Origin of the sequence: Phenylobacterium sp. RIFCSPHIGHO2_01_FULL_69_31, from assembly GCF_001824475.1 — a bacterium.
Classification (GTDB): domain Bacteria; phylum Pseudomonadota; class Alphaproteobacteria; order Caulobacterales; family Caulobacteraceae; genus Phenylobacterium.
On sequence record NZ_MHXN01000007.1, the window covers coordinates 7611 to 34177 of the forward strand.

The following is a 26567-nucleotide window of genomic DNA, read 5'->3' on the forward strand; positions in this document are numbered from 1 at the left end:
CGGCCACGCCATGCTGCACACCATGTACGGCCAGAGCCTGGCGCACTCGACCGAGTTCTTCATCGAGTACTTCGCCCTGGACCTGATCATGGACGAGGGCGTCTGCCGGGGGGTCACCGCCTGGAAGCTGGACGACGGCACCCTGCACCGGTTCCAGGCCCAGCTGGTGATCCTGGCCACCGGCGGCTACGGCCGCGCCTACTTCTCGGCCACCTCGGCCCACACCTGCACCGGCGACGGCGGCGGGATGGTGCTGCGGGCCGGCCTGCCGCTGCAGGACATGGAGTTCGTCCAGTTCCACCCGACCGGCATCTACGGCTCGGGCTGCCTGATTACCGAGGGCGCCCGCGGTGAAGGCGGTTACCTGACCAACTCCGAGGGCGAGCGGTTCATGGAGCGGTATGCGCCCACCGTGAAGGACCTGGCGCCCCGCGACATGGTCAGCCGCGCTATGACCATGGAAATCCGCGAGGGGCGGGGGGTGGGGCCCAAGAAGGACCACATCTTCCTGCACCTCGACCACCTGGATCCCAAGATCCTGGCCGAGCGGCTGCCGGGGATCTCGGAGAGCGCCAAGATCTTCGCCGGCGTGGACGTGACCAAGGAGCCGATCCCGGTCCTGCCGACGGTACATTACAACATGGGCGGCATCCCCACGAACTTCTATTCGGAGGTCGTGACCAAGGCCGGCCGCGATCCGGACAAGACGGTGCCTGGCCTGATGGCCGTGGGCGAGGCCGCCTGCGTCAGCGTGCACGGCGCCAACCGCCTGGGCTCCAACAGCCTGATCGACCTCGTGGTGTTCGGCCGCTCGGCGGCCCTGCGCGCGGCGGAGACGATCAAGGCCGGCGCGACCCAGCCCGAGCTGAAGCCCGCCATGACCGACCCGCACCTGGCCCGCCTGGACCGGTTCCGCAACGCCAGCGGCTCGACGCCCACGGCGGCTCTGCGGCTGGAGATGCAGATGGCCATGCAGGAGGACGCGGCGGTCTACCGGACCTCCACGGCCCTCGCCTCGGGCGTGGCGCGCATGAACGCGGTCAGCGCCAAGCGGCCCGACCTGAAGGTCACCGACCGCTCGATGATCTGGAACAGCGACCTGATGGAGACGCTGGAGCTGGACAACCTGATCGGCCAGGCCGTGGTCACGGTGACCGGCGCCCACAACCGCACCGAAAGCCGCGGGGCCCACGCCCACGAGGACTTCCCGGACCGCGACGACAAGAAGTGGATGAAGCACACCCTGGCGTGGTTCGACGATCCCACCGGCAAGGTGAAGATCGATTTCCGCCCGGTGCACGACTACACCATGACCAACGAAATCGCGCCCTTCCCGCCCAAGGCGCGGGTCTACTAGGCGAAGGGGAACAGACACATGGTCCAGCTCACCCTTCCGAAGAACTCCGTCCCCAAGGGCGGCCGGCACTTCCCGGCCCCGGCGGGCGCGACGAACGTCAAGACGTTCAAGATCTACCGCTACGATCCCGACAGCGGCCAGAACCCCAGCTGGGACACCTACGACGTGGACCTCAGCCAGTGCGGGCCGATGGTCCTGGACGTGCTGATCCACATCAAGAACAACGTCGACCCGACCCTGACCTTCCGCCGCTCGTGCCGCGAAGGCATTTGCGGCTCGTGCGCCATGAACATCGCCGGCCGCAACACCCTGGCCTGCATCCACGGCCACGAGGAATGCCCGGGCGACAAGATCTCGATCAGCCCGCTGCCGCACATGCCGGTGGTCAAGGACCTGATCCCGGACCTGACGCTGTTCTACGCCCAGTACGCCTCGATCGAGCCCTGGCTGCACACCGAGACGCCCGAGCCGCAGAAGGAGTGGCGCCAGACGCCGGAGGACCGCGAGAAGCTGGACGGCCTCTACGAGTGCATCCTCTGCGCCTGCTGCTCCACCTCGTGCCCCAGCTACTGGTGGAACCAGGAGAAGTACCTGGGCCCGGCCGCCCTGCTGCACGCCTACCGCTGGATCATCGATTCCCGTGACGAGGCCACGGGCGAGCGGCTGGACGAGCTGGAGGACCCCTTCAAGCTCTACCGCTGCCACACGATCATGAACTGCGCCCAGGTCTGCCCGAAGGGGCTCAACCCCGCCAAGGCCATCGCCGAGGTGAAGAAGATGCTGGTCGACCGGGTGGTCTAGAGACCCTTTCCCTCCCTTGATGGGGAGGGACAGACCGCGCAGCGGTCAGGGTGAGGGAGCGGGGATCAAGCGCCCACGTCCCCACTCTGGCCCTCGCCGCCTCACCCTGGCGCCTGCGGCGCCTGTCCCTCCCCATCAAGGGAGGGAAGCGCCGGCCGGAACAGCGTCTCCAGGCCCGCGATCACGTCCTCGATGAGGTCGTCGCCTTCGGGGGTGCTGGCGGCGAGGTCCGCGGCGCCATGGGCGGCGGTCCAGACGGCGAGGGTGATGTGGCGCAGCGGGGGGTCGACCCGGCCCTGGGCCGCGGCCACCTCGGTCACGATGCGGTGCAGGACGGCCAGGGCGGCGGCGCGCGCCTCCGCGACCTGGGGCGCCTCGGCGATCTCGGGGTCGAACATCAGTCCGAACAGCGCCGGCTCGCGGCGGGCGAAACGGAAATAGCCGGTCGCCCAGCCTCGCAGGCGCCGCCCCTCCCCCGCCTCGCGGTCGGCGCGCTCGAGATCGCGGCGCAGCTCCATGAAGCCGCTGGCGGCGAGTTCGGCCAGTAGCGCGGTCTTGCTGTCGTAGTGATGATAGAGAGAGGCGGCCGTGATGCCGGCCCGCGCCGCCAGGGCGCGCAGGTTCAGCTGCTTGAGGCCGCCCTGCTCCAGCATCTCCCGCGCCTCGCGCACGAGACGTCCGGGCAAGTCGCCCACATGGTACTTCCGGCCAAGTTCCATGAGCCGATCTTAGGTCACGACGGGCGGGTGACGCTAAGGATTCGAACCATGGATGTTGCGGACCGGGTTGCGCGGCGATCTTCCCGACTTGCTCGGGCCGCCAGCGCGCCCGCAAGGCAGACTTTCCGAACTTCACAGAGGGGTGGGAAGGCGAAGCTGGGCAGAGTCAATGACTTGGCCCGGAGGTGGCGCAACCGCGACTCCGCTGAGCGTTGCCCGACGCGCCGCTGGATCCGGGCCGCCCACGTCGTCGCGGTACCGCCGTCATCCTTGTCGTCCAAACGTAGGACGCGGCGCTTTTGCCCCCCCGATAAACGTCCGGCCCTCAACTGACGGTGAAGGGTTTTTCCAGTGCAAATGTTCAAAGGTCTGCTCGCCGCGGCCACAGTCGCGGCGTGCGCGCTCCCGGGGGGAGCGGCTGAAGCGGCGCAAGTTCTCCGGTTCCAGGACAGCAACTGCAGCACCAGCGACTGCATCATCTCGCAAAGCTTCGGCGACAGCGTGGGCGTTGACGTCTCCTACCGCTCTCTCATCGCGTCCAGCGGCGTGACCCACAATGACTTCCTCAAGTACTGGGGTCCGGGCTACGGCAACCTGCCCGGCGTCGCGTGGGGCGGGGCCAATCGCGTGGACACCGCTTCCGAGGTGAAGCTGACCGCGGCGGCGGGCTATAAGATCTCGCTGATCGATTTCGACTTCGCGACCTACGCCGGTCGCAGCGTGACGACGCCTTTCACCGTACTGGATCTGTCCGGCAAGGTGCTCACCACCTTCACCGGAAACACAGCCTGGCCGAAGCACAGCCACGCCACGATCAACACCGACTATCTCGAGGGTGTGATCCTGCGCTGGGGCCCGGACGGCTACGAAGTCGGTGTGAACAACCTGCAATTCGACGTGAAGCAAGTCGCGGGCGCCGTCCCGGAGCCTGGCGCCTGGGCCCTTATGATCACCGGGTTCGCCGGCGTGGGGGCCGTCCTGCGCCGCCGCCGGGCGACCGCTTTCTCGGCGACGCTACGAGCGGCGGGCTAGCCTCAAACGGCGTGGGCCCATATTGCGTCAGGCGGCCCGCCGATCCAGCGGGCCGCCGATCCTGCGGGCCTTCCCGATGAACCTGTCTCTCTCGTCTGAAATCGAGCCAATCACGGACGCCATCTACGATGCCGGGTTGGGCGCGGCCACGTGGACCGACGTCTCGCGCCGGCTCGAACGATGCCTGCACAGCCGCGTGGCGATCTTCGCGCAGAGCGAAAAGCCGGTCGAAGCCCTCGCGATGTGCTCCGAGGCCGACGACAGGCGGGCGCGCGAGTATCTGGAACACTACTGGACCGACGACATCGCCATGCGGCGTATCCGCACCAGCGGGTCGTATGAGATCATCCGCGACAGCGACCTTATGGCCGAGGGCGCAAGGCCGCGCTCCGCGTTCTACGACGAGTTCCTGGGTGAAGACGCCTTCTGGGGCGTCTACGCGCCGGTGCTTCGTCTGGAGCGGTCCACGATCGTGAGCGCGCGGCGCCCGCGCAGCTGCGGCGACTACACCCCTGAAGAGCTCGACCTGTTAGCCCGCCTGCAGCCCCATTTCCGGCGCGCCTTCCGGACCTTCTACCAGTTGCGAGGCGTGCGGCTCAGCGAAGAGGCCGCATTCCAGACCCTTGAGGACGGGGGCGTCGGGGTGCTGTTCGCCACGGCGGACGGCCGGCTGAACTTCGCCAGCCCCTTGGCTGAGCGGCAGTTGCGCGACGGCGCCCTCACGCTCGTGAGGGGCTTCCTGAGAGCGGCCACGCCCGACGACACCAGTAGACTACTGGCGGCACTCGCCGCGGCGACCCGTAGCGGGGGCGCGGCCAGAACTGACCTACAGCTCCCCACGGCGGCCGGGTCGCTGATGCAGGTGGCGATCAGCCCCGCCCGCAGCGGGTTTGGCCTGGTCGTTTCCGAACCCATGGCCATGCTGGTCTTCGGACGCGGATGCGATCACGCCGTCGATGAGCGCAGGGCGAGGGCCGCCTATGGCCTTTCACCAGCGGAAGCGCGGCTGTTGTCCGCCCTCGTCGGCGGGGAGCGCCTCGCCGAGTTCGCCGACCGCAATGGCGTGACCATGACGACCGCCAAGACGCATCTCAGTCGTCTCTTCAACAAGGTCGGCGAGCGGCGGCAGGCAGACCTGATCCGGCGCGTGTTGTCCGACCCGCTGATGCGCGTCCGCAAGGACGCCGAAGACTGACTCTGAGGTCTGCATTTCGGCTCGGCGCCAGAGTCGGAAACTGGCGCATCCATGCCGCTGGAGCTGATCAAGGCCCGGAACCCTGAATGGCGCGATCGATCCGACCCCTGGTCGAGGGGCCGGAAGGACCGCTGTCGTGGCTGCAGCGCCCTTAGGCGGGCGTCGGCGGCGGTGCGGCTGTCCCGGGTCTGCGCGCTCTGGCGAGCGCTCCGCCCGGGATGACGAGGTGGGGGGCGGTCCCGGTGGCCGCTAGTTCCGGGTCGGGATCACCACGGGCAGGGTCTCGTAGCCCTTTACGAAGACGGAGTGGGTGCGGAGGGGTTCGCGGAGCAGGCGGACTTCGGGGAAGCGCTTGAGGATCTCTTCCCAGATGATGGTGAGCTGGAGTTCGGCCAGGCGGTTGCCGACGCAGCGGTGGATGCCGAAGCCGAAGGAGAGGTGGTTGCGGGGCCGCTCGCGGTCGATGTCGTAGCGATTGGGGTTGGCGATCTGGGTCTCGTCGCGGTTGCCCGAGACGTACCACATCACCACCCGGTCGCCGGCCTTGATGGTCTTGCCGCCCATCTCGAAGTCGCGGGTGGCGGTGCGGGCCATGTGGGCCAGCGGCGTCTGCCAGCGGATGGTCTCGGAGACCATGTTGGGGATCAGCGCCGGGTTGGCGCGCAGCCGGTCGTACTGGTCGGGGTTCTTGTTGAGGGCGTAGATCGAGCCCGAGATCGTGTTCCGGGTGGTGTCGTTGCCGCCGATGATCAGCAGGACGACGTTGGAGTGGTAGTCGGTGGCGCTGAGGTTCCGGGTCGCCTCGGCGTGGGCCATCATCGAGACGAGGTCGAACTTGGGCGGGGCGTTCACCCGCTCGGCCCACAGGGCGTCGAAGGCGTCGAAACAGGCGTCGGCCTGCTCGCGCTTGTGCTGCCAGCTCTTCGCCGGGCCGAAGCCGGGGGCGTTGGTGAACATGTCCGACCAGAAGGTCAGCTCGCGGCGCTTTTCCTGCGGATAGTCGAAGAGCGTGGCCAGGGTCATGGCCGTCAGTTCCTTGGAGACGAGGTCGACCCAGTCGAACTCCTCGCCGATCGGCAGGCTGTCGAGGATCTTGCCCGCCTCGGCCCGGATGATCGGGCTCATGGCCTGGAGGTTGGCGGGCGCGACGGCCGGGCTGACCGTCTTGCGCTGTACGTCGTGGCCCGGCGGGTCCATGGCGATGAAGCTGTTTCCGCGCGGCCGCTTGTCGGCCTCGGCCTTGGCCTCCAGCGTCTGGAGGACGATGCCGTCGGCGGAGGAGAACACCTCGTGGTTGGTGTCCACGGCCATGATGTCCTGGTAGCGGCTGACCGACCAGAAGCCGTCGTATTCGTCGCCGCGGGGCGTCCAGTGGACCGGGGATTCCTGCCGCAGCCGGTCGAAGATCGGCCACATGGCGTCATTGGCGAACAGGTCGGCCTGGGCCGGGTTCAGCGCTTCGATCGGCGTGGCCCACACCTCGGCGGCGGCGGCTTCACGGAACTGGGGCGATCCGTCGTCCATGGCTTTCCTCCCGGGTGCTGACGACCCTTGGAGCCCATGGCGCCGATCCAAACGCTGTTCGGCAAGCCCTACCTGCCAGGCGAGGCCGGTCGGCGAGGTAAGGATTTGCCCTCCGTAGGGTCACACGGCAAAGAGGGGACCGCCGGGCGAACAACCGCGACCGGCCGCCATTGAAGTTGACGCCAGCGTCACTTTTGTGCATCGGAGACCTATGAGCAACGCTTCGGCACACGTTGTGATCGTCGGCGCGGGCCACGCAGGTGGCACCGCCGCGGCGTTGCTGCGCCAGTACGGCCATGAGGGGCCGATCACCATGGTCGGCTCCGAGCCGATCGCGCCCTACCAGCGCCCTCCCCTCAGCAAGGCCTGGCTGAAGGGCGAGGCCGACGCGGACTCCCTGGCCCTGAAGCCGGTGGAGTTCTACGCCGAGAACAACATCGACTTTCGCCCCAACGTGACGGCCGTGAGCCTGAACCGTGGCGACAAGACCGTGGCGCTCTCGGACGGCTCGAGCCTCGGCTACGACATCCTGATCCTGGCGACGGGCGCCCGCGCCATCGCCCTGCCCATCGAGGGCGCCGACCTAAAGGGCATCCTTTTCCTGCGCACCGCCGCCGACGCCGAGGCGCTGAAGGCCCAGGTGGGACCGGGCAAGAAGCTGGCCGTCGTGGGCGGCGGCTACATCGGCCTGGAGGTCGCCGCGTCCGGCCGCGCGCTGGGCGCCGAGGTGGTGGTGCTGGAGCGCGAGGCGCGCATCCTGGCCCGGGTCGCCTGCCCCGAACTGTCGACCTTCTTCACCGGCTACCACCAGAAGCACGGCGTCGCGTTCGAACTGGGCTGCAGCGTCACCGCCTTCGAAGGCCGGGACGGCCACGTCACGGGCGTGAAGCTGGCAGATGGGCGGGTCATTCCCTGCGACGCCGTGGTGGTGGGCGTGGGCGCCCAGCCCAACGACGAGCTGGCCAAGGACGCCGGCCTGGATTGCGCCCGCGGCGTGGTGGTGGACCTGGATGCGCGCAGCGTCAGCGACCCCAGCATCTTTGCCATCGGCGACGTCGCCCACCGGCCGATGCCGATCTACGACCGGATGTTCCGGATGGAGAGCGTGCCCAATGCGCTGGAGCAGGCCAAACAGGCCGCCAGCGCAATCACCGGCCGTCCGCGGCCGGCGGGGGAATGCCCGTGGCAGTGGTCGGACCAGTTCGACCTGAAGCTCCAGATCGCCGGCTATGCGTTCGACGTGGACCAGGTGTTGATCCGCGGCGACCCGGCGACGGGCAAGTTCGCCGTCTTCCACCTGAAGGGCGACCAGGTCCAATCGGTCGAGGCGATCAATTCGCCCCCGGAGTTCATGATGGGTAAAATGCTCATCCTCAACCGCAAACCGGTGAACAAGGCGAAGCTTGCGGACCCGTCCGTTTCCATGAAAGAGGTCGCCGCCGAGAGCGCGCCCTCATGACGCGGTCGGTTCAACCAAGAGCATCGCGCTCAATCTTCAACAAGAAGCCCTTCCCGCACCGGGAACGGGCCGGCGATCAGTGAGGGGCGTCCATGGCCAAGATCACCTACATCGAACATGACGGCACCGAGCACGTGATCGACGTGAAGCCGGGTCTCACCGTCATGGAAGGCGCGGTAAAGAACAACATCCCCGGCATCGACGCCGACTGCGGCGGCGCCTGCGCCTGCGCCACCTGCCACGTCTATGTGGACGAGGCCTGGCTCGCCAAGACGGGGACCAAGTCCAGCATGGAGGAGTCGATGCTCGACTTCGCCGAAAGCGTGCAGGACAACAGCCGCCTCTCCTGCCAGATCAAGGTCACCGACGACCTGGACGGCCTGAAGGTGACCATGCCGGAAAGCCAGCACTAAGCAGCGGCTCTCGGCGGCGATCAGAGCCGGTCGATCGCCGCCCGCAACTTCTCGCCCACCTGTGCCGCCTTGTCCTTGAGGGCCGGGTTGTCGATCGCCTGCATGGAGGCGACGGGGTCGATGGCGGAGACCTCGGTCCGGCCCTCGCCCGTTTCCTGCACGACGACGTTGCAGGGCAGCATGGCGCCGACGTTGGCCTCCAGCTTCAAGGCCTCGTAGGCCAGGGCCGGGTTGCAGGCCCCGAGGATCAGGTAGCGCCGGAAGTCGACGCCGATCTTGGTCTTCAGCGTCTTCTGGACATCGACTTCCGTGATCACGCCGAAGCCCTCCGTAGACAGGGCCTCGCGCGTCCTCGCCACCACCTCGTCGAAGGGGGCGTTCAAGGTCTTGGAGTGGACGTAGGTCATGCGGGCCTCCGAGATTGTGCCGTCGTGTTCATGCGACCGTATCGGCGGCACGGCGGCGGATGACGCCGGCCAACACGGTCGCCGCGGCGACTGTGTTCGAGATCGTGCCGTACTTGCGGACGTTGCGGTGCAAGAGGTCCAGGCGCGTATCGTCCTCGTCGGTGTCGACGATCAGCTCATAGTCGACGCGCTGGATGAAGGGCGGCGCATCCTGGCGCACGGCCGACAGCCGCACCTCCACGCCGCGAAGATCGAACTTGAGCATCGGCGTCACCCGCTCGATGCCTTGATCATGCAAGCCGCGATCGCGGCGAGGAAGAGTTCGGCCGGATTGAACGCATCGCGGCGGCCGGCGACGGCGGTGTCCAGGACGAGGCTGGCGTCCTTCGTGCGCGCGAGGCTCCCGTGCGCGTCCACGCGTTCCGCAGTGACCTGGTATTCCATGATCGATTTTCCGGAGGCCGAAGCCGCCCGCCTCGTATGCGCTCAACGCCTGGATAGACGGCGGGGTCCGCCAGGACCTTGATGGGGGTCAACCGTCAGCGCCGATCCTTCCGCGTTCGCCGCGTCACCCCGGCGGCGGCGCCTCCACGCTCGTCACGGTGAAGCCGACGAGTTCGGCGGGCCCGAAGGTGTTGGCGATCGCCACGTCCACGGCGTCGCGGCCTCGGGCGATCAGAACGCGGGCCATGCGCGGCATGTTGTTCCGGGCGTCGAAGGTGCGCCAGGCGCCCCCGAGGTAGACCTCGAACCAGGCGCTGAAATCCATGATGCCCGCCACGGGCACGCCGATGTCGCCGAGGTAGCCGGTGCAGTAGCGCGCCGGGATATTCATGCACCGGCAGAGCGCCACCGCCAGGTGGGCGTAGTCGCGGCAGACCCCACGGCCCTCCGTCCAGGCGTCGTAGGCGGTCTTGTCCGGCCGGGCGTCGGCATGGCTGAAGGCGATGTGGTGGTGGACATAGTCGGTGATCGCCTGCACCCGCGCCCACCCCGGCGGCGTGGACCCGAACAGCGCCCAGGCCGCGGCGCTGAGCCGGTCGGTCTCGCAATAGCGGCTGCCCAGCAGAAACAGGATCACTTCGTCCGGCAGGTCCTCCACGGGATGCTGCACGGCCTCCGGCGCGTAGTCGTCGATGCGGCCGTCGTCGCGCACGATGAAGTCGGACGACAGCGTCAGACGGCCCGCCGGCGCTTGGATGCGGCTGCAGATGTTGCCGTAGCCGTCGAGGTACTGGCGCACCGGCACGAGCGGCGCGGTGCGAAGCCAGTCGCGGGTCTCCAGGTCGTCGCGGCGGCTGGGATGCACGCTGAGGGTCAGCAGCATCGGGACGGCGACGGGGCAGTCGTAGACGATCTCGAAGCCCGCGTGGATGCGCATGGGCCTCGCGCCCGCGACCGTCGCCTCCTGTTGACTCATGCGCGAGGCTCAAGCCTCGGGCGGATACGGGTTTCGTCGCGCTTCGCCCGCGCCGCGAGGACGACGCAGATGACGCCCAAGGCGATCATGGGGGCGACGAGCAGGACCATCGCCAGGATGTTGATCATTGGCCGCCGCCCAGGGGATCTGGCGCGCGCGCCGTGCGGCGCCCGTGCAGCCGCTCGCGCTCCTGGCGCAGGCGGTCGATCTCGGCCGACAGGTCGGCCACGTCGGACTGCAGCTGGGCGACCCGCGTCTTGAGGTAGGCGTTCTCGCGGGACAGGGCTTCGGGCGTGGGATCGGCCATCAGAACACCGTCGCCGAGACGCCGGCGAGCCGGGCGTTGATCGCGCGGCAGAGCCGCTCGGCCGAGGCGCGATCCACATCCGGCAGCAGGTCGAGGGTGAAGAGGGAATTGCTGTAGGACGAGGCCTGGCCCGTCAAAGGCTGGAACGCCAGGTAGGGGCGACCGTCCGCCTTGATCTGCACGGTGCAGCGGTGATCCTGGTGCGGAGTCATCGGTTTCCCCGCAGGCCGAACAGCGCGAAGGCGGGGGGAATGGCGGCGGCGACGAGCACGCAAAGCGCCGAAACGATGAACACGGGAAACTCCTGATCGCGCCGGCCGCCGTGAATACGCCGGATGACGCGGTCTTTCTGCCCCCTATAACTGGGGTGCTTGAGCCGGAATTCAATGCGCTTGAAATATAAGTGGAGCTGAACTTTTGTAATGGACAGGCCACCTGGCGCTTTCCCCGCGGGCTTTCGGAGTAATTCGACAGTTTTGAGGTTACGAATTACTGCTGCGCCGCCGCACCGTCGCGGTCCGACGGCGGTCTGCTAAGGTGGCGCTCCATTCCCTGGAGCCAAGCATGCGGCGAGCGCTGACGCGCCATCCGACCACGCCCTGTCCTGCGGTCGAGACCATCGAGGTGGAGGCCGGCCGCACCTCCCGGGGCGGACTGGCGCTGCGCTATCGGCTGCGCGGCGTGCTCGCCGACCTGATCGTTCCAGGGCCGGCCGTCCCGGCCCGCATGGACGGCTTGTGGGAACACACCTGTTTCGAGGCGTTCGTGAGCTTCGGCGGCGACGGCTACCTGGAGTTCAACGTCGCGCCTTCCGGGCGGTGGGCCGCCTACCGGTTCGAGGGCTATCGGAAGGGCATGGCGCCGTTCGAGACCGACCCGCCGCGGATCGAGGTGGAGGCGGGCGCCTCGCAGTTGGACGTCCGCGTCGACCTTGCCCTGCCGGAAGCCGGCCCGGTCCGGCTGGGCCTGACGGCGGTGATCGAGGCGGCGGACGGCGGGCTGTCGTACTGGGCGCTGGCCCATCCGCCCGGACCGCCGGACTTCCACCGCGCGGAGACGCGAGTGCTCGCCCTCTAGGTCGTGAAACCCAGCTCGGGCTGGCTGACGGCGGTGGCCACCTCGGGCAGGTGGCAGGTGAAGGTGGCGCCCGCCCCCGGCTCGCTCTCCAGCGCAACCCAGCCGCCGTGCAGCTCGGTCAGCGCCTTGACCAGGGCCAAGCCCAGGCCGGGGCCGCCGCGCTCGCGGCCGATGAAGCGGTCGAAGATGTGCGCCTGGACGTGGAACGGGATGCCGCGGCCGGTGTCCGAGACCTGAAGCTGCACCTCGCCCAGGGCCTTGCGGGCGGCGAGGGTCACCGTGCCGCCGGCCGGCGTCTGGCCGATGGCGTTCTCCATCAGGTGGTCCAGGATCTGGGACAGGCGCCGGCGGTCGCCGCGGATGACGCCCACGTTGTCCGGCCGCTCCAGCATGATCGAGACCTTGCCAGCCTCGGCCTCGGGCCGCCAGCGGCTGGCCACCTCGATCAGCAGGTCGGCGACGTTCACCTCCACCAGGTCCAGCGCCATCTCGTCGGCGTCGATCTGGGCCATGTCGAGCACGTCGTCGATGGAGCGCGCCAGCTGGGTCGCCGCCGATTTCACCGCCGCCGCATAGCCCCGCGCCCGCTCGGACAGCCCGTCGCCAGAGTGCTCCAGCAGCTCGGAGTAGCCGATGATGGTGGTGAGGGGCGTGCGCAGCTCGTACGAGACGTTGCCGACGAAGTCGCGCTTCAGCCGCTCGGCCTCGCTGAGCGCCTGCTCGCGGTCGGCCAGGGCGCTTTCCAGCCGCCGGGCGTCGGTGACGTCGGTGAAGGCGACCAAGGTGGCGCCGTCCGGCAGCGGGCGGGTGCGGTATTCGACGGTCCGGTCGTCGGAGGTCTGGGCTTCGCCGGTGATCGGCATGCGGGCCATCGGGTCGGGATCGGCCACCCGGCCCTTCAGGTCCTTCCAGAACACCATGTCGTGCAGCTTGTGGACGCAGAGCTCGACCACGCCCTCGAAGTCGCCGGCGGCTTCGATCTGCAGCGGGGTGATGTTCCAGAAGCGCTCGAAGCTCTCGTTGTGCAGGCGCAGGCGGCCGTCCGAGCCGAACACCGCGACGGCGTCCGACAGCTTGTCGAGCGTCGCCTGCTGGACCTGGATGAGGGCGTTGTACTGGGCCTTCATCTTCAGCTCGCCGGTGATGTCGGCGAACAGGAGCAGCAGGCCCCCCAGGGGGTGCGACTGGCGCACGACGCGCAGGGTGCGGCCGTCGGGTGTGCTCCACATGTCGTCGGGCTGCTGTTCCAGCTTCTCGTAGCGGTCGAGCTCGGCGGCCTTCCACTTGGCGTAGTCGGCGGTCTCTGGGATGCGGCGGCGCTGGCGCAGGCGGTCGAGGATCTCGCCGTGGGTCGGGCGCTCGGCCAGCCAGGCGGGCTCCAGGCCCCAGAGCTCGGCGAAGGCGGTGTTGTGGAAGCTGAGTCGCTTGGCGCCGTCGAAGATCACCACCGCGTCATCCAGGCGGTTCAGGGTCTCGTCGTGCGCCTCGATGTTGCGGCGGGTCTCCTCGCGGGCCTCCTCCAGGTCGGTGAGGTCGTCGGTCCAGACGCCGACGCCGCCGCCCTCCAGCGGCTGGGCGGCGATCAGGAAGGCGCGGCGGCGGCCGCCGAACGACAGCCACCGCACGGCCTCGCGCCGCTGGCCGAGGTTGGCGGCTTCGCTGGCGATGGCGTCGGCGCCCTTGTCGAAGGCCACCCCGCGCTGGGCGGCCTCGTCCAGGCTGGCGGCGTCGACGGCCTTCAGCCAGGCGGCGTTGACCCACACGGGCGAGCCGTCGGCGGCGGCGATCCAGGCTGGGCAGGACCGGGCGTGCAGGAAGGCGGCGAAGCGGGGGGCGGTGGGCAGGCCCTGGTCCTCGCCCAGCACCGCCGAGACCCGCAGCCAGGCCAAGGCGCCGGCGGCGCGGCCCTCCACGGTCACCACGCCGGCCGGACCCTTGACCTCAAACGCGCAGGCCTCGCCCCGCTCGAACAGGCCGCGCAGGCGGCGGGCGTGGTCGGGGTCGGCGCGCATCAGGGCGTTGAGCAGGTACTGGGGGTCGTGGATCGACAGGCCGAGGGCCGTGCAGCAGACGGCAAGGCTTTCTTCGCCCGAAGCCAGCAGGGCCTGGCCGTCCTCCACCGCGAGCAGGGCCGAATCGAACGCTTCGGCCGAGGCCTGGGCCGTCTCGGCGCCCAGCTCGAGTTGCCGGATGCGCGCGTTCAGGCCCGCGACCCGGCGATCGGCCGCGCGGCGCTGGGCGAAGGCCCAGAGGACGGCGGAAATGGCCAGGCTGATCGCCCCCGCCGCCGCCGCCAGCATCAGTTCGTGCGCACTCATCGACGCCCCGGCGAATCGTTGAGCCCGAGCTTACGGCTTGCCGCCCCCGGCCGCACCTGCAGCGTCGTCGCGGCCCAGGCTCCCTCTTGCTCCCCTGGGCAGCCCGTGGCCTTTGGGCGAGAATGCCCACGATGACGGCCATCCTCTACCCCGTGGCGACCAATGCCGAGCAGGCGCTCTCGCGGCCGCTGGGCCGGGCTGCGCGCGAGAGCGAGGCGCGGCGCCGGGCCGGGGAGGCCGTGGTCTTCGCCACCGACCCGGTGGGGCCGGCGTTCGCCACCCGCGAGGCGGCGCTGGACGCCTACGCCGGCCGGGTGGAGGACGAGCGGACAGGCGCGACACCCGAGGCGGAGGACCGCTATTGCCGCCTGATCGAGCAGGTGGCCGAGGGATCGCCGCGGCCCCGGACCGTCGAGCCCGCCTTCGCCGACGGTCGCCGCTGGCCCGACCCGCCCAAGCCGCCGCGGACGGTCTGGCGACTGACCGTCTCCTACTGGCGGATCGGCACGGCCGAGCGGCCGCTGGAGGCGCCGCAGGCCCGCCAGGCGCGCCGCAAGGGTCAGGACCTGGACGCCGACACCCTGCGCGCCATCGCCCGCACGCCCCTGCGCCCCACCAAGCCGCAACAGCCGCTGGACATCGGCCTGTTCGAGGTGCGCCCGCCCGAGGCCCCGCATATCGTGATGCCGGATGAGTGATGTGACCGTGGGCCGCGCGCCCTCCCTCGACGACCTGGCCGAGATGGCCGAGCGCGCTTTCGCCGCCCTGCCCGAGGGGTTCCGGCGCATGGCCGGTGAGGTGGTGTTCCGCGTGGACGACTTCCCGCCGGAGGAAGTGCTGGACGAACTGGGCATCGAGGACCCGTTCGGCCTGACCGGCCTCTATTCCGGGGTCAGCCTGGCCGAGCGGTCGGTGTTCGCGGCCGCCACGGAGCCAAGCCGGGTGTTCCTCTACCGTCGCCCGATCCTCGACGAATGGGCCGAGAACGGTGAGGTCACGCTCGAGGAACTGGTCACCCACGTGCTGGTGCACGAGATCGGCCACCACTTCGGTCTGTCGGACGGCGACATCGACCTCATAGAGGCCAGCGCCTGAGCCTCGTCAGCGCCGGCCGAAGTTCTTTCGCAGGACGGCCGCGATGATCAGCAGGAAGGCGCCCAGGCGTAGCAGATACACATAGCCCTGGTTCTCGCTGGGGATTCTGGCCAGGGTCGGCACAGCCTGGTTCAGGGCCAGGAGGGCGAAGGCGACGGCGAAGGCCAGGAAGAGCCGGTCGCCCGTACGCCGCCAGAACTTGAGGAAGAAAAGGCCCACGGCCAGCAGGCCCAGGGTGAGCGCGCCGGCCGCGAAGGCTGCGACGACGGGATCGGGCTGGGTCAACGCTCGGCCTCCCAGATGAAGCCGTACAGCAGGACGCCCACGGCCAGGCCGGACGCGGCCTGTCGCCAGGGCCAGAGATTGATGCTGGGGAAAAGCACCAGATCGCCCACCAGGAAGAGGTTGTTCAGCGACAGGAAGACGAAGCCGAGGGCGGCCCAGAACAACAGCCGTGAGCGGGTCTGCCGCCACGCATAGAGCAGCAGGAAGGCGCACCACAGGCTGGCCGCCAGGCACAGCGCGTACACCAGGGAAGGCCCCAACTCGGCCATCACTTCTCTCCCCGCCATTTGAAAGCGTCGGCCAGTCCCTGGATCGGGTCCGGTGGCGCGGCGATCAGGTTGATGATTGAGACCGGCCGTTCGCGATACGCCGCTTCCAGCCGGCCGGCGAGCTCGTCCAGGACGGGGCTGGCCGGGGCGTACCGCCAGCAACCGTCGTCATCCTGCATCGCGAGGCCGCTGGTGTGGAACCGCGCGAGGTTGTCGCGCACGAGGTTGCTGCTGGCGCGCAGCTCACGCACCAGATCCTCCGCCGCCCAGCAGCGTTCGACATCCCGCCGGAGCAGCAGCAAAAGCTCGACCGCCCAGACAGATCTTATGTGCTCGCGCGCGAACGCAGCGAGTTCTGGGTCGCCCGACAACGCAGTCTCCGGATCGACCCCCCCGACGCGCCGGAAGCTATAGCTCTGAGCCCGGGGATCAACCCCTAAGGTCGGGAAGGCGTCGATCGGTTCGGGATTCGACCGCCCACGGTCCGGTGGTCTAGAACGGCGCCAGTCGGGGGGAACGGAACGTCATGCAGAGACGAAAGGTCGATCGGGCCCAGCGCATGCGCGCCCGCCGCATCTGGTGGGAGCGCAACGGGGCTTTCGTCCGGGGCTTTCTGACAGGAACCGTGCTGACCGCGGTCGGCGCGTGGATTCTGCAACTGGTGACCTCCTCATAGTTCGTTCAACGCCCCCCACCGGCCTCACGGACGAGGCCTACGAGACCTGGGCGCGGGCCGAGGCCGACCACTGGCGCAGCCGGGTGTTGAAGCCGCCGGGGCCGCTGGATCGCGCGGCCCGCAATGTCCAGGGCCGGATCAACCGGATCATTCCCGAACAGGCGCACGCCGCCATCACCGCCGTGATCGAGCGGATGACCCGGACCATCCTCACCGGCGCCGACATGATCACGGCTGCGCCGGTGATCGGCGAGTCGCTGGCTCAGCGCGACCAGCGCGCCCTGGCGACCCTGGACGCCTATCGCAAGACCGCCGCGGTCGAAGGCGGTGTGGCCGGCGCGGGCGGGTTCCTGCTGGCGCTGGCCGACTTCCCTGCGCTGCTGGTGATCAAGATCAAGCTGCTGTTCGACCTCTCGGCGATCTACGGCCACCCGTCCGACCGGTTCGAGGAGCGCCTCTACATCCTCGGGCTCTTCCAGCTGGCCTTCTCGGGCGCCGAACATCGGGCGACCGTGTTCCACGGTCTCGAGGACTGGGACGGGCGCGAGCATCCCGCCGACTTCGAACACTTTGACTGGCGCACCTTCCAGCGCGAGTACCGCGACTACATCGACCTGGCCAAGCTGGCCCAGATGATCCCCGTGGTGGGGGCGCCCATCGGGGCCTTCGTGAACTGGCGCCTGCTGGAGCGGCTGGGCGACACCGCCATCAATGGCTACCGCATGCGCTGGCTCGCGCGTTAGGCCCTCATGCGCGCCGCCGTCCTCAGCCTCGTCGCTCTCACGATCGTCGCCGCCTCCCGCGAGGCGCAGGCCCAAGCCGCCATCACCGAGACGGCGGTCCGGGCCTTCGTGGCCCGCCAGCAGGCGGCGTGGAACGCGGACGACCGCGAGCGCTACTTCGCGGGCTTCATCCCCGAGGCGCGCTTCACCGACCAGGCGTATGTCGGCGACAAGCCGCCGGTGCCCTACGGAACCTCGACCCTGGCGCAGGCGCGGGCCCAGGCGCGGCGGATGCGCGGCAAGGCCCGCGAGGCGGTCGAGGTGACCCGCATCGAGATCGCGCCCGACGGCCGCTCGGCCAGGGTGCTGGCGCGGGTGGGATCCACCGTGGAGACGGACGGCCGCGTCCGCCGCCTCTGCGCCTCGCGCGTCCAGACCCTGGTGCTGGCGGGCGGGCGACTGCGCTCGACCGGCAAGACCGACACTTTCGTGAAGTGCCGGGGAGGATGACGCGGGCCGGCGCCTGGGGCTAACCTCCGCGCCATGCTCCGCCGCACCCTGATCGCCCTCTCCGTCGCCGCCTTCGCCGCCGCCGCCCAGGCCCAGCCAGCGCCTGCGCCGGCTGCACCGACCGCCACACCGACGCCGAAGCCGCCCGCCAAGCCGAACCCCCGCGTGAAGATCGAGACCGCGCAGGGGGCCATCGTCGTCGAGCTCTACGCCGACAAGGCGCCCATCACCGTGGCCAACTATCTGCGCTATGTGGACCGCGGCCTGTTCAACGGCGCGACCTTCTATCGGGCCTCGCGGCCGCCGGGCTACACGGCCACCGACTACGGTTCGATCCAGGGCGGGCTGCAGAACGACCCGAAGAAGGTGCTGCCGCCCATCGCGCACGAATCCACGATCAAGACCGGGCTGAAGCACGGCGACGGCACGATCTCGATGGGCCGGCACGCGCCGGGCACCGCCCAGTCGGATTGGTTCATCACCCTGGGCGACATGAGCTATCTCGACGCCGACCCGAAGAACCCCCGGGGCTCGCCCGGCTTCGCCGCCTTCGGCCAGGTCGTCGAAGGCCTGGATGTGGTGAAGAAGATCATCGCCCTGCCGGTGGACCCCAACAAGGGCGAGGGGGCGATGAAGGGCGAGATCCTGAAGCAGCCGGTCCGGATTACCCGCATCTCCCGGGTGGCCACGCCCGCGCCCGCGCCCGCAGCGGAACCCTCGCCTGCGCCTGCGCCACCACCAGCCGCGTCGGAGCCCGTGCCGACCCCAAAATGAGACTCTATTCTTGATTTGAGACTCTCGTCTCACTTATAAGCGCCGCCATTGGATGATGGAGGCGGCGCATGGCCCTTTCTCGCGCTCAGATGGACGCTCGGATGGACGAGCACTTCGGCTATGAGCAGGCCGACGATGTGGTCGGGGTGCTCGCGACCCTGACGCCCGATTGCGAGCACGACATCGTGGGCTCGCCGACGGGCCCGACCGTGGGTCCGGAAGGGGCCCGGGGCTTCTACGAGGCCCTGTTCGCCGACCTGGCCGACGGGCGGATCGCGACGGTCCGCCGGCTGTACGGCGAGGACTTCCTGGTGGACGAGAGCGTCTGGACCGGCCGCGCGCCGGGCCGGCCGTTCGGCCTGGAGGGCCGGGACCGGCCGCTGAGCTTCCGCCTGCTGCACGTGGTGGAGTATGCGGACGATGGCCGGATGAAGCGCGAGAACGTCTGGATCGACCTCGCCGCCATCCTGCAACAGCTTCCGCAATGAGCGGCGCGCGCGCCAACCAGCGCCTGCGCACCCGCAAGGACCTGCTGGACGCCGCCGTCCGGCTGAGCCGCGAGGCCGCCTCGCCCAGCTTCGAGGAGATCGCCGAGGCGGCCATGGTCTCGCGCGCCACGGCCTATCGCTACTTCCCCGGCCTGGACGCCCTGATGTCCGAGGCCGCCGTCCACATGGACACGCCCACGCCCGAGACGCTCTTCGGCGACGAGCCGTCGACGGACGCCCTAGCCCGGGTGGAGAAGCTGGACGCCGCGCTCTCGGCGCTGGTCGTGGCCAACGAGGCGCCGCTGCGGGCGCTGCTGGCCCGGACCGTCCAGCAACCGCCCGGCGAGGCCCCGGTTCGCCAGAACCGCCGCAGCCCGCTGGTGGCCGCCGCCCTGGCCGGCGCCGATCCGCCGCTGGCGCCCGACCGGCTGGACCTGCTCGCCAAGGCCCTGCCCCTGCTGCTGGGCATCGAGACGCGGGTGGTCTTCAAGGACGTGCTGCAGCTGGACGACGTCGAGGCCGCGCGCGTCCGCCGCTGGATGATCCGCGCCCTGGTGGAGGCCGCACGGAGAGGTTAGCGTCGTGGGCATGAGCGAGACGCCCCAGGCTCCGGAGGACGGCTGGAAACATTCCGGCGTCCGCGTCGTTCGCGGCGACCAGCTGGACCCGGCCGCCGCGACCACGCCGGGCATGGACCGCGCCGTCGCCATCGACCGCGCCCGTACTGGAGCCCAGAAACTCTGGGCCGGGACGGTGCACATCCACGCCAACGCCAAGACCGGCCCGCATCACCACGGCCCGCTGGAAAGCGTGATCTATGTGGTCTCGGGTCGGGCCCGCATGCGCTGGGGCGAGCACCTGGAGTTCGTGGCCGAGGCGGGGCCGGGCGACTTCATCTATGTGCCGCCCTACGTGCCGCACCAGGAGATCAACGCCTCCACCGACGAGACCCTCTCCTGTGTGCTGGTGCGGTCGGACAGCGAGGCGGTGGTGGTGAACCTGGAGATCGAGCCGGCGGAGACGCCGGAAGGCGTCGCCTGGATCGACCCGATCCATCGCGGTTAGAGGGCGTCGGGCGGCGGTTTTCGGATTCCCCCGCCTGCGGGGGAAGCGGGCGGGCTCTAGACCACCGCGTGATAGGTCAGCGCCAGCCCGGAGATGCTGGCGCGTTCGGCGGCGGTCGCCACCGTTTCGGGCAATTCCGTCCGGGCGGCCTCGGTGAGCAGGATCATGCCGCCTTGGGCCACGTCCTCGCCCAGCTTGGAGGCCAGGTTCACCTCGTCGCCGAACAGGTCGTGCCCGCCGAGCACCAGAATGTCGCCGAAGCCGATGCCGATGGAGGCGTAGAGGCGTCGGGTCGCTGGCAGCAGCACATTGACCGTGTTGAGCTGGCGGATGATCTCGCGCGCCGCCGCCACGGCCTGCGAGACCTCGTCAAACAGGCAATAGAGGTTGTCTGCCTCGGCCTTCACGAGGATGCCGCCGCACGCCTCGATGGTGGGCGCCGCCAGAAGGCGCATCTGATGGATCATCAGGAGGAACGAGACCACCCCGTGCACCTGGGTGGTGCGCGAGAAGCCGCTCATGTCCAGAACGAGAACCGCGCGGCGCTGGGTGAACTCGCGCTCGATCGATTGCGAGATCTCCACCCGCAGTTCCGGATGGTCGATGATTTGCGAGAGCAGCTCGTCCAGCCGCTCACGCGTGTTGAGCGGCGCCGCCGCCTCCAGCACGACGTGGTTCATGACGCCTCCCCAGGCTGCGCCATGGCAACGCTTGGGCAGAGCCAAGTCAAGGCGAGGCTCGCATCAGGCGAGTGATGGACTATGTCTGGGGCCATGACCGCTGTTCCGGCCAAGCCCGTCGCCCCGCCCAACAACCTGATCGGCCTTGGCCTGATGGCCGCCTTCCTGGCGTTCGGCGCGGCGCTCGTCCTGGCGCCGGCCGGCAAGTCGCCACTGACCTTCGCCTTCATCATGACGGGGTGGGTGCTGGCGGTGATGGCGCACGAGTTCGCCCATGCGGGCGTCGCCTGGCTGGCCGGCGACCATACCGTACGGGAGAAGGGCTACCTCTCCTTCGACCCCCGGCGCTACGGCGACCTGGGCACGAGCCTGGTGATCCCGCTGATCGCCCTGGCGCTGGGCGGGATCGGTTTTCCCGGGGGCGCGGTCTATCTGCGCAACGACCTGATGCGCGGCCCGGGCTGGCGCGCCGCCGCCTCGCTGGCAGGCTCTGGCGCCACGCTGCTGGTCCTGCTGGTCCTCGCCTCGGTGCTTGGGCTCTGGACCCCGTCGACCTCTACGAGCCCCCTCTTCGCGGCGCTGGCGATGCTGGCCTTCCTGCAGGCCACCGCCCTGATCCTGAACCTCCTGCCCCTGCCCGGCCTGGACGGGTTCAACGCGCTCCGACCGTTCCTTCCGCGAAGCTGGGCGCCTGCGATCCGCAAGGCGGAGGGGGTCGCCCTGCTGTTGCTGCTGGCCGCCGTGTTCCTGTTGCCGGGTTTCAGCGACCTGCTGTTTGGCGGGGCCGTCGTCCTGGCGGCTGCCCTCGGCGTGCCGGTCGAGGCCATGCAGGCCGGCTGGGACGCCTTCCACTTCTGGCGCTGACCGCGGTTTCGCCTTACAGGCGCAATCCGTTGCTGAGAGGCGCGCGGGTGGGCTACGGCCATGGCGAACACGTTCTGCGGGGCACGGGCCGCAGGACGAGCCACATCGGGGCTTCACTGATGAAACGCCTTCTCGCCGCTGCGTCCGTCGCCGCCGGCCTGCTTTTTGCGACCGCCGGCCACGCGGTCGAGGTCTACGACCAACCGCTCACCACGGAGGGCGAGTCCCCCCTGGCGGCCGAGCCGGCCCATCCGGCCGCCGCGGGCCTGGAGAACCTCTATCACCTCGCCGGATCGGTGCCCGAGCCGATGACCTGGGCGATGATGATCATCGGGTTCGGCGCCGCCGGCCAGATCCTGCGCCGCCGTCGGGCCATGGGTCATCTCTGATCCCGCTTGAGGCGCGCCCGGCCGCCCGATAGCGTCGCAGTCTCGACGGTCGGTCGGCGGAGGGTCGGATGAAGGGCGTGATCAGCCTCGGGCAGGCGGTCGGCATCTGGCTGCTGATCGTGGTTCTCAGCCTGGGGGTCGGGCTGATCCCGCTGGCCATCTGGGCCGCCCTGGTGTTCCTCGGCGCCTCGGAGCGGGCCGCGAAGGCGAACGAGACCCTCGACCGGACCCTGATGACCGGCGAGACTGTGACGGCGCGCGCGGTCCAGCATCGCGCCTTCGCCCTCTTCAAGCGCCGCACGGTGATCGCCATCACCTCCAGCCGCATCCTGACGGTTCAGCGCGGGCTGCTGGGCGGCTTCAAGATGGCCGACATGCAGTGGAAGGACCTCAAGGACGCCCGCCTGGAGCAGAACATCCTCGACAGCCTCTGCGGCTCCAACCTCGCCTTCGACAGCCTGCTGCTGGGTCACGCCGGCATCGCGGTGGATGGCGTGCCCAGCGAAGCCGCCTCGGCCATGTATGCCAAGGCCCAGTACGAGGAGCAGGCCTGGGAGGAGAAGCGGCGGGTGCGCAGCCTCGAGGAAACCCGGGCGGCCTCCGGCGGCGTGTCGATCGGCGCGGGCGACGGCGCGGGGCCCGGCCCCGGGGGCGACCGCATGGTCGACGAGATCCGCAAGGCCAAGGACCTGCTGGACGCCGGCGCGATCAACGACGCCGAGTTCCAGGAGATGAAGGCCAAGATCCTGGGCCGGGCCTGAGGCGCCTTTACCCTCTCTTCACCATTCCAACCCCTTCGTCGTTCGGGCATCTTGTCCGGAACAGACGATGAACGCCCCGATTCGACTTCCCCCCGTCCGGATCCTAGGCCTGGACCCCGGCCTGCGCCGCACCGGCTGGGGCGTCATCGCGTGCGAAGGGGCGCGGCTCAGCCACGTGGCCCACGGCGTCATCGCCCCGAAGGACAGCCTGCCCTTCGCCGAGCGCCTGCTCTGCCTGTTTTCCGAGATCGAGGCCGTCATCGCCGCGCACGCCCCGGACGAGGCCGCGGTCGAAGAGACCTTCATGAACAACAACGCCCAGTCGGCGCTGAAGCTGGGCCACGCCCGGGCCATGGCGATGATCGTGCCGGCCCGCGCGGGCCTACCGGTGGCCGAGTACGCCGCCACGGTGGTGAAAAAGGCGGTGGTCGGTACGGGCGGGGCCGACAAGGCCCAGGTCGGCTGGATGATCGCCCGCCTGCTGCCGGCGGCCGGCAAGACCAGGGCCGACGCAGCCGACGCCCTAGCGGTGGCAATTGCCCACGCCCACGCGAGGACCGCCCGGCGCGTGGCCTGACCGTTTCAGCCGGCCAACAAAAAAGGCGCCGGCTCTGGAGACCGGCGCCTTCCTGTCCTGCGGCTGGGCGCTACGCGAAGGCCATCGCGCGCCGCCGGCGCATCAGCGTGCCGACGCCGCCGAAGCCCAGGATCATCATGGCCCAGGTCGCGGGCTCGGGAACCGCGGCGCCGGCGAAGATCGCGCCGATGTCGCCGATCTCCAGCGAGTAGTTGCCCGACGCCATCGTCACGGCGGTGATCGCGCTATCGAAGCTGAACGTCAGGCGGCCGTTGGTGGTGAACGAGGTCTGGCTGCCGTTGGCGTCCATCCCCGGCAGGGCCGCGAGGATCGCGCCGGTCACCACCTGGCTCGTGCCGTCGGCCAGGCTGAAGGTGAAGCTGTTAAAACGGTCCAACGAGCCGATGTAGAAGCTGATCGAGCTCAGCAGCGGCGTGTCCAGCGTCACGCTCTGATTCTTCTGGATGCTCAGGTACTGCGTCTCGTCCCAGCTATCGGGCGAGAGCGCCGGGGCCGCGCTGAGCTTGGCGGTCGAGCCGGTGAACAGCACGCCCGTCCCAGTCAACGAAAAATCGGATCCCAAAGCGAGATCGCCCAACGTCGCGCCGCCATCGAAGTCGGTGACCAAGGTTTCGCCCGCATTCAGATCGGCCTGGTAGCCGATGAAGGTCACCGCGGCGTTCGCGGAGCCGGCGGCCATCGCAATCGCCGCCGCGCCCGCCAGGGCGTAGAGTGGTTTCAGGTGCATCCGTCATATCCCCAAATGGCCGGCAGGCAGGGAGAGCCCGCAAGCGCACGCGTCACAGCCGAAGGGAAACCCTGACCCGGCGGCGCAGGTTCCTGGGATAACGCGTTTTTTGCGCGGCTATTCCTCGACCGGACCGTCGCGCCGCGACCAGTCCTCGAACGAGCCGTCGTAGAGCAGGACGTCGAGCCCGAGCGTACGGGCGGCGAATAGGGTGGCGCTGGCCTGCTGACCCACGTGGCAGTAGGCGATGACGGTGTCGCCCTTCTTCACGCCCGCCGCCTGGAACCGGGCCGCGATCGCCTCCGGCGATGCCAGCTTCTGGTCGGGCGTCGTGACCTCCACGAACGGCACGCTCCGGGCGCCGGCCACGTGGCCGGCCTTGTGCGGCCGCGCCGCGGTCCCGCCGCTGCGGGCGCCGGAGAAGAACTCGGGGGCGCGCGCATCCACCACCGCATAGCCGCGCCGGCCGGCGTGGGCCTTCACGAAGTCGGCGTCGACCACTAGCGGCTTGAACCGGATCGGCCGCAGCCGGCCGGGCCGCGGCGCCGGAACCTCGGTCGAGAGCGCGCCGCCGGCGGCCTTCCACGCGGCCGTGCCGCCGTTGAGAAGGACGGTGCGCCGGCCCAGCCCTGCGGCGTCCAGGGTGAACACGACGCGCGTCGCCGACTGGATGCCGTCGCGCGTCGGTACGACCACGATCCGTGAACGTTGCGAGACGCCCAGCGCCATCAGCCTGGCGCGCAGGGCCTCCGGCTCCGGCAGTTCCAGGATCAGCGGGTCCGGCCCGCGGGGCGGAGCGGCGAAATCGGCCAGGCTCACCAGATGCGCGCCGGGGATGTGGCCGGCCGCGTACCCGGCGCGGTCGCCGACCTGCAGGATCACTAGAGCAGGATCGTCCAGACGCTTCGCCAGCCACGCCGGCTCCACCACGAGCCGCTCACGCGCCGTCGCCGCAAACCCCGGCTGGACCAGCGCCAGCGCCAGCAGCACCGCCAGAAGAAACCGCATCGCGCGAACCTCCGAAAATCCCCGGCAGGCTAGACTCTCTGGCGTGCGATCCAAGCCCCGGCGGGAACGGCCTGCGGCGCCGGCTCCCGGGCGTGGGCGATAAGGCGACCCGCCACGTCGCAGAGCGGGTCCAGCACGTCGAGCCGCGCGATCCATCCGTGCGGCAGGGAATCCAGGCCATGGAGCGCGCCCCAGATCTGGCCGGCGATCGAGGCGGTCGTGTCGCTGTCGCCGTCGTGGTCGACGCCCAGCCGCAGGGCGTCTTCGAACCGGTCGGCCCGCAGGGCCGCATAGAGCCCGATCGCCAGGGCCTCCTCGCCCGTCCAGCCATGGCCGAGCGTCGCGACGGCGCGATCGGGCGGCGTGCCGTCGCCGGCCAGGATCCGGGCGGCGCGCACCGCGGCCAGGACTTCCCCGCCGTCGGGCCTCCGCGCGAGACGGGCCTCCATGCGTTCGAGGGCGGCGGTCATGGGCGTCTCGTCCAGCAGGTCGCGCAGCAGGCTCGCCAGGGCCGCAGCGCTGAGGCGCGCCACAGGGTGTCCGTGGGTCAGGGCCGCTGCGGCATGGGCGAGGCGGAAGGCTTCGTCCGCGTCAATGGCGGGCACGAGGCCCAGGGGCGCCACGCGCATCACCGCGCCGCTGCCCTTGGAGTCGTTGACGGGCGCCTCGATGGTCCCCCGCGCCCCGCCCCGCAAGGCGCTGAGGCAGGTGCTGCCCGGCGCGCGCAGGGCCCACATTTCGCGGTGCTGGCTGACGCCAGGCGCGCCGGTGGCGAACTCCTCCCGCTGGGTGCGGAACCAGGCGAGGTAGGCGTGGCGGATCCGCGCCAGCACCTGCTCCGCACGCGGTACGGCGCCGAGCGCCAGGGCCGAGAGCAGCCCGTCGGCGGTGTAGAGGGTCATCTGGGTATCGTCACTGACCACCAGCCGACCCCGCGACAGACGCGGTTCCTCCAGCCCCCGGGCGCCGAACGCCTCGCGGATCTCGGCGCGCGACTTGAACTCGACGGGGTAGCCGAACGCATCCCCCAGGGCGCCGCCGAACAAGCAACCCTGGATCCGTCCCGCCACGTGGTGGTCGGCAAGCGGTCCGGTCGCGAGCGCCGCCGCCAGACGCGGCGCGTGCGCCCGCGCCGCCGCCTCCCCAGCGGCAACGCCGAGTTCGGTCAGGAGCCTCGCGGCCAGCCATCGGGCACGCACGCCGCCGGTGTCGCAATGGACCAGCACCCGGCCGCCGCGCCGCAGCAGGCCGCGCAACCGGTGGCCGGCATAGGCCCAGAGCCGCTCGAAGCGCGCATCGGGCGCTCCGCCGGGACGGAGGACCAGGTGGTGCCATTGGGGCGCGAGGCCGGCGAGGGTCTCGGGCAGATCGGCGCGGCCGATCAACCGCAGTTCCTGCGCGGACATGAGCGTAACGATCGCGTCGGGCCGGAAGGACGCCACCGCCCGGAGATCCTCGCCGAGTTCGGCCACGCCGCTGCCGGGACAAGCACTGACGCCGATCACGCCGCGCCCCTGCGCGATGGAGTCGATGCGGAACGCTTGAGGCGTGCAGGCGACACTCATGGCCGGACCTCGGTTGACTCAGGTGGGAACTGACTTAGTGTGTGATTAACACTTACCAGCCC

Annotated in this window: 36 protein-coding genes; 19 read left to right on the forward strand and 17 right to left on the reverse strand. The window is 69.9% G+C overall.

Annotated features, from left to right (window positions below; genetic code table 11):
• Nucleotides 1-1357 (forward strand): FAD-binding protein (locus A2790_RS03815; RefSeq protein ID WP_293387752.1); only part of this gene is annotated, 1357 nt, incomplete at its 5' end.
• A gap of 18 nt (nucleotides 1358-1375) precedes the next feature.
• Nucleotides 1376-2158, forward strand: coding sequence for a succinate dehydrogenase iron-sulfur subunit (locus A2790_RS03820; protein ID WP_068874988.1), 783 nt, complete (start codon nucleotides 1376-1378; stop codon nucleotides 2156-2158).
• Nucleotides 2159-2259: 101 nt separating this feature from the next.
• Here the strand turns inward: A2790_RS03820 and A2790_RS03825 are convergent, their stop codons facing one another.
• Nucleotides 2260-2877 carry a TetR/AcrR family transcriptional regulator gene (locus A2790_RS03825; RefSeq protein ID WP_293387755.1) on the reverse strand — a complete coding sequence of 206 codons (618 nt, stop codon included), beginning with the start codon at nucleotides 2875-2877 and terminating at the stop codon, nucleotides 2260-2262.
• Nucleotides 2878-3234: 357 nt separating this feature from the next.
• Between A2790_RS03825 and A2790_RS03830 the strand changes: the two genes are divergently transcribed.
• Nucleotides 3235-3909, forward strand: a complete 675-nt coding sequence (locus A2790_RS03830; protein ID WP_293388577.1) for a PEPxxWA-CTERM sorting domain-containing protein — start codon at nucleotides 3235-3237, stop codon at nucleotides 3907-3909.
• A gap of 76 nt (nucleotides 3910-3985) precedes the next feature.
• Nucleotides 3986-5104 carry a hypothetical protein gene (locus tag A2790_RS03835; protein WP_293387757.1) on the forward strand — a complete coding sequence of 373 codons (1119 nt, stop codon included), beginning with the start codon at nucleotides 3986-3988 and terminating at the stop codon, nucleotides 5102-5104.
• Nucleotides 5105-5353: 249 nt separating this feature from the next.
• On the opposite strand, the gene A2790_RS03840 is transcribed toward A2790_RS03835, so the two are convergent.
• The gene (locus A2790_RS03840) at nucleotides 5354-6628 is read right to left on the reverse strand and encodes a cytochrome P450 (protein ID WP_293387759.1); all 1275 of its coding nucleotides are present in this window, start codon (nucleotides 6626-6628) and stop codon (nucleotides 5354-5356) included.
• 211 nt (nucleotides 6629-6839) lie between these two features.
• Here A2790_RS03840 and A2790_RS03845 point away from each other — a divergent pair, with 211 nt between their 5' ends.
• A complete protein-coding gene (locus A2790_RS03845; RefSeq protein WP_293387761.1) occupies nucleotides 6840-8087 on the forward strand; it encodes an FAD-dependent oxidoreductase in 1248 nt (415 codons plus the stop codon).
• A gap of 92 nt (nucleotides 8088-8179) precedes the next feature.
• Nucleotides 8180-8500 (forward strand): 2Fe-2S iron-sulfur cluster-binding protein, encoded by a 321-nt coding sequence (locus tag A2790_RS03850; RefSeq protein ID WP_293387763.1) that lies wholly within the window; start codon nucleotides 8180-8182, stop codon nucleotides 8498-8500.
• Nucleotides 8501-8520: 20 nt separating this feature from the next.
• Here the strand turns inward: A2790_RS03850 and A2790_RS03855 are convergent, their stop codons facing one another.
• The 7 genes from A2790_RS03855 to A2790_RS03885 form a co-directional block, all read right to left on the reverse strand.
• Nucleotides 8521-8907 carry a DUF302 domain-containing protein gene (locus tag A2790_RS03855; RefSeq protein ID WP_293387765.1) on the reverse strand — a complete coding sequence of 129 codons (387 nt, stop codon included), beginning with the start codon at nucleotides 8905-8907 and terminating at the stop codon, nucleotides 8521-8523.
• A gap of 28 nt (nucleotides 8908-8935) precedes the next feature.
• Entirely contained in the window at nucleotides 8936-9205 is a 270-nt protein-coding gene (locus A2790_RS03860) for a hypothetical protein (protein ID WP_293387767.1), read from the reverse strand.
• Nucleotides 9178-9351 carry a hypothetical protein gene (locus A2790_RS03865; protein ID WP_293387769.1) on the reverse strand — a complete coding sequence of 58 codons (174 nt, stop codon included), beginning with the start codon at nucleotides 9349-9351 and terminating at the stop codon, nucleotides 9178-9180. Before A2790_RS03865 ends, A2790_RS03860 begins: the two co-directional genes overlap by 28 nt.
• 124 nt (nucleotides 9352-9475) lie before the next feature.
• Nucleotides 9476-10327 carry a transglutaminase family protein gene (locus tag A2790_RS03870; protein ID WP_293387771.1) on the reverse strand — a complete coding sequence of 284 codons (852 nt, stop codon included), beginning with the start codon at nucleotides 10325-10327 and terminating at the stop codon, nucleotides 9476-9478.
• Complete coding sequence (locus A2790_RS03875) at nucleotides 10324-10455, reverse strand: hypothetical protein (protein ID WP_293387773.1); 132 nt, start codon at nucleotides 10453-10455, stop codon at nucleotides 10324-10326. The genes A2790_RS03870 and A2790_RS03875 overlap by 4 nt, the downstream gene beginning before the upstream one ends.
• Nucleotides 10452-10634: a hypothetical protein gene (locus A2790_RS03880; RefSeq protein ID WP_293387775.1), complete on the reverse strand. Its 183-nt coding sequence runs from the start codon at nucleotides 10632-10634 to the stop codon at nucleotides 10452-10454. The genes A2790_RS03875 and A2790_RS03880 overlap by 4 nt, the downstream gene beginning before the upstream one ends.
• The gene (locus tag A2790_RS03885; RefSeq protein ID WP_293387777.1) at nucleotides 10634-10846 is read right to left on the reverse strand and encodes a hypothetical protein; all 213 of its coding nucleotides are present in this window, start codon (nucleotides 10844-10846) and stop codon (nucleotides 10634-10636) included. The genes A2790_RS03880 and A2790_RS03885 overlap by 1 nt, the downstream gene beginning before the upstream one ends.
• A 352-nt stretch (nucleotides 10847-11198) precedes the next feature.
• On the opposite strand from A2790_RS03885, the gene A2790_RS03890 reads away from it, so the two are divergent.
• Entirely contained in the window at nucleotides 11199-11711 is a 513-nt protein-coding gene (locus A2790_RS03890) for a DOMON-like domain-containing protein (RefSeq protein WP_293387779.1), read from the forward strand.
• Here the strand turns inward: A2790_RS03890 and A2790_RS03895 are convergent.
• A complete protein-coding gene (locus tag A2790_RS03895) occupies nucleotides 11708-14029 on the reverse strand; it encodes a PAS domain-containing sensor histidine kinase (protein ID WP_293387781.1) in 2322 nt (773 codons plus the stop codon). The genes A2790_RS03890 and A2790_RS03895 overlap by 4 nt on opposite strands.
• Before the next feature lie 131 nt (nucleotides 14030-14160).
• Here A2790_RS03895 and A2790_RS03900 point away from each other — a divergent pair, with 131 nt between their 5' ends.
• Together A2790_RS03900 and A2790_RS03905 are read left to right on the forward strand one after the other, a co-directional pair.
• On the forward strand, nucleotides 14161-14727 hold the full coding sequence (locus tag A2790_RS03900) for a hypothetical protein (protein WP_293387783.1): 567 nt from the start codon (nucleotides 14161-14163) through the stop codon (nucleotides 14725-14727).
• The gene (locus A2790_RS03905; protein ID WP_293387785.1) at nucleotides 14720-15124 is read left to right on the forward strand and encodes a metallopeptidase family protein; all 405 of its coding nucleotides are present in this window, start codon (nucleotides 14720-14722) and stop codon (nucleotides 15122-15124) included. The genes A2790_RS03900 and A2790_RS03905 overlap by 8 nt, the downstream gene beginning before the upstream one ends.
• A 6-nt stretch (nucleotides 15125-15130) precedes the next feature.
• On the opposite strand, the gene A2790_RS03910 is transcribed toward A2790_RS03905, so the two are convergent.
• The 3 genes from A2790_RS03910 to A2790_RS03920 are packed head-to-tail and all read right to left on the reverse strand — an operon-like array spanning nucleotide 15131 to nucleotide 16049.
• Complete coding sequence (locus A2790_RS03910) at nucleotides 15131-15409, reverse strand: DUF5985 family protein (RefSeq protein WP_293387788.1); 279 nt, start codon at nucleotides 15407-15409, stop codon at nucleotides 15131-15133.
• Entirely contained in the window at nucleotides 15406-15678 is a 273-nt protein-coding gene (locus tag A2790_RS03915) for a DUF5985 family protein (protein WP_293387791.1), read from the reverse strand. The genes A2790_RS03910 and A2790_RS03915 overlap by 4 nt, the downstream gene beginning before the upstream one ends.
• Complete coding sequence (locus A2790_RS03920) at nucleotides 15678-16049, reverse strand: hypothetical protein (protein ID WP_293387794.1); 372 nt, start codon at nucleotides 16047-16049, stop codon at nucleotides 15678-15680. The genes A2790_RS03915 and A2790_RS03920 overlap by 1 nt, the downstream gene beginning before the upstream one ends.
• 274 nt (nucleotides 16050-16323) lie before the next feature.
• On the opposite strand from A2790_RS03920, the gene A2790_RS03925 reads away from it, so the two are divergent.
• From A2790_RS03925 to A2790_RS03950, 6 genes are all read left to right on the forward strand, one after another.
• Nucleotides 16324-17097, forward strand: a complete 774-nt coding sequence (locus A2790_RS03925; protein WP_293387797.1) for an EcsC family protein — start codon at nucleotides 16324-16326, stop codon at nucleotides 17095-17097.
• Nucleotides 17098-17103: 6 nt separating this feature from the next.
• The gene (locus A2790_RS03930) at nucleotides 17104-17586 is read left to right on the forward strand and encodes a hypothetical protein (RefSeq protein WP_293387799.1); all 483 of its coding nucleotides are present in this window, start codon (nucleotides 17104-17106) and stop codon (nucleotides 17584-17586) included.
• Nucleotides 17587-17619: 33 nt separating this feature from the next.
• On the forward strand, nucleotides 17620-18360 hold the full coding sequence (locus A2790_RS03935; protein ID WP_293387801.1) for a peptidylprolyl isomerase: 741 nt from the start codon (nucleotides 17620-17622) through the stop codon (nucleotides 18358-18360).
• 68 nt (nucleotides 18361-18428) lie between these two features.
• A complete protein-coding gene (locus A2790_RS03940) occupies nucleotides 18429-18848 on the forward strand; it encodes an ester cyclase (protein WP_293387803.1) in 420 nt (139 codons plus the stop codon).
• The gene (locus A2790_RS03945) at nucleotides 18845-19426 is read left to right on the forward strand and encodes a helix-turn-helix domain-containing protein (protein WP_293387805.1); all 582 of its coding nucleotides are present in this window, start codon (nucleotides 18845-18847) and stop codon (nucleotides 19424-19426) included. The genes A2790_RS03940 and A2790_RS03945 overlap by 4 nt, the downstream gene beginning before the upstream one ends.
• 10 nt (nucleotides 19427-19436) lie before the next feature.
• Nucleotides 19437-19913: a cupin domain-containing protein gene (locus A2790_RS03950; protein WP_293387808.1), complete on the forward strand. Its 477-nt coding sequence runs from the start codon at nucleotides 19437-19439 to the stop codon at nucleotides 19911-19913.
• A 56-nt stretch (nucleotides 19914-19969) separates the two neighbouring features.
• Here the strand turns inward: A2790_RS03950 and A2790_RS03955 are convergent, their stop codons facing one another.
• Nucleotides 19970-20593 (reverse strand): adenylate/guanylate cyclase domain-containing protein, encoded by a 624-nt coding sequence (locus A2790_RS03955; RefSeq protein WP_293387811.1) that lies wholly within the window; start codon nucleotides 20591-20593, stop codon nucleotides 19970-19972.
• Between the two features lie 93 nt (nucleotides 20594-20686).
• On the opposite strand from A2790_RS03955, the gene A2790_RS03960 reads away from it, so the two are divergent.
• From A2790_RS03960 to ruvC, 4 genes are all read left to right on the forward strand, one after another.
• Entirely contained in the window at nucleotides 20687-21457 is a 771-nt protein-coding gene (locus A2790_RS03960; RefSeq protein WP_293387814.1) for a site-2 protease family protein, read from the forward strand.
• A 119-nt stretch (nucleotides 21458-21576) separates the two neighbouring features.
• Nucleotides 21577-21846 carry a PEPxxWA-CTERM sorting domain-containing protein gene (locus tag A2790_RS03965; protein ID WP_293387817.1) on the forward strand — a complete coding sequence of 90 codons (270 nt, stop codon included), beginning with the start codon at nucleotides 21577-21579 and terminating at the stop codon, nucleotides 21844-21846.
• A 68-nt stretch (nucleotides 21847-21914) separates the two neighbouring features.
• Nucleotides 21915-22607 (forward strand): SHOCT domain-containing protein, encoded by a 693-nt coding sequence (locus tag A2790_RS03970; RefSeq protein ID WP_293387820.1) that lies wholly within the window; start codon nucleotides 21915-21917, stop codon nucleotides 22605-22607.
• A 67-nt stretch (nucleotides 22608-22674) separates the two neighbouring features.
• Nucleotides 22675-23184: a crossover junction endodeoxyribonuclease RuvC gene (gene ruvC, locus A2790_RS03975; protein WP_293387823.1), complete on the forward strand. Its 510-nt coding sequence runs from the start codon at nucleotides 22675-22677 to the stop codon at nucleotides 23182-23184.
• Nucleotides 23185-23254: 70 nt separating this feature from the next.
• On the opposite strand, the gene A2790_RS03980 is transcribed toward ruvC, so the two are convergent.
• The 3 genes from A2790_RS03980 to A2790_RS03990 form a co-directional block, all read right to left on the reverse strand.
• Nucleotides 23255-23932 carry a PEPxxWA-CTERM sorting domain-containing protein gene (locus A2790_RS03980; protein WP_293387826.1) on the reverse strand — a complete coding sequence of 226 codons (678 nt, stop codon included), beginning with the start codon at nucleotides 23930-23932 and terminating at the stop codon, nucleotides 23255-23257.
• Between the two features lie 117 nt (nucleotides 23933-24049).
• Nucleotides 24050-24940: a rhodanese-like domain-containing protein gene (locus A2790_RS03985; RefSeq protein ID WP_293387829.1), complete on the reverse strand. Its 891-nt coding sequence runs from the start codon at nucleotides 24938-24940 to the stop codon at nucleotides 24050-24052.
• Nucleotides 24941-24969: 29 nt separating this feature from the next.
• Entirely contained in the window at nucleotides 24970-26505 is a 1536-nt protein-coding gene (locus A2790_RS03990; RefSeq protein ID WP_293387832.1) for an ADP-ribosylglycohydrolase family protein, read from the reverse strand.
• Between the last annotated feature and the right edge of the window lie 62 nt (nucleotides 26506-26567).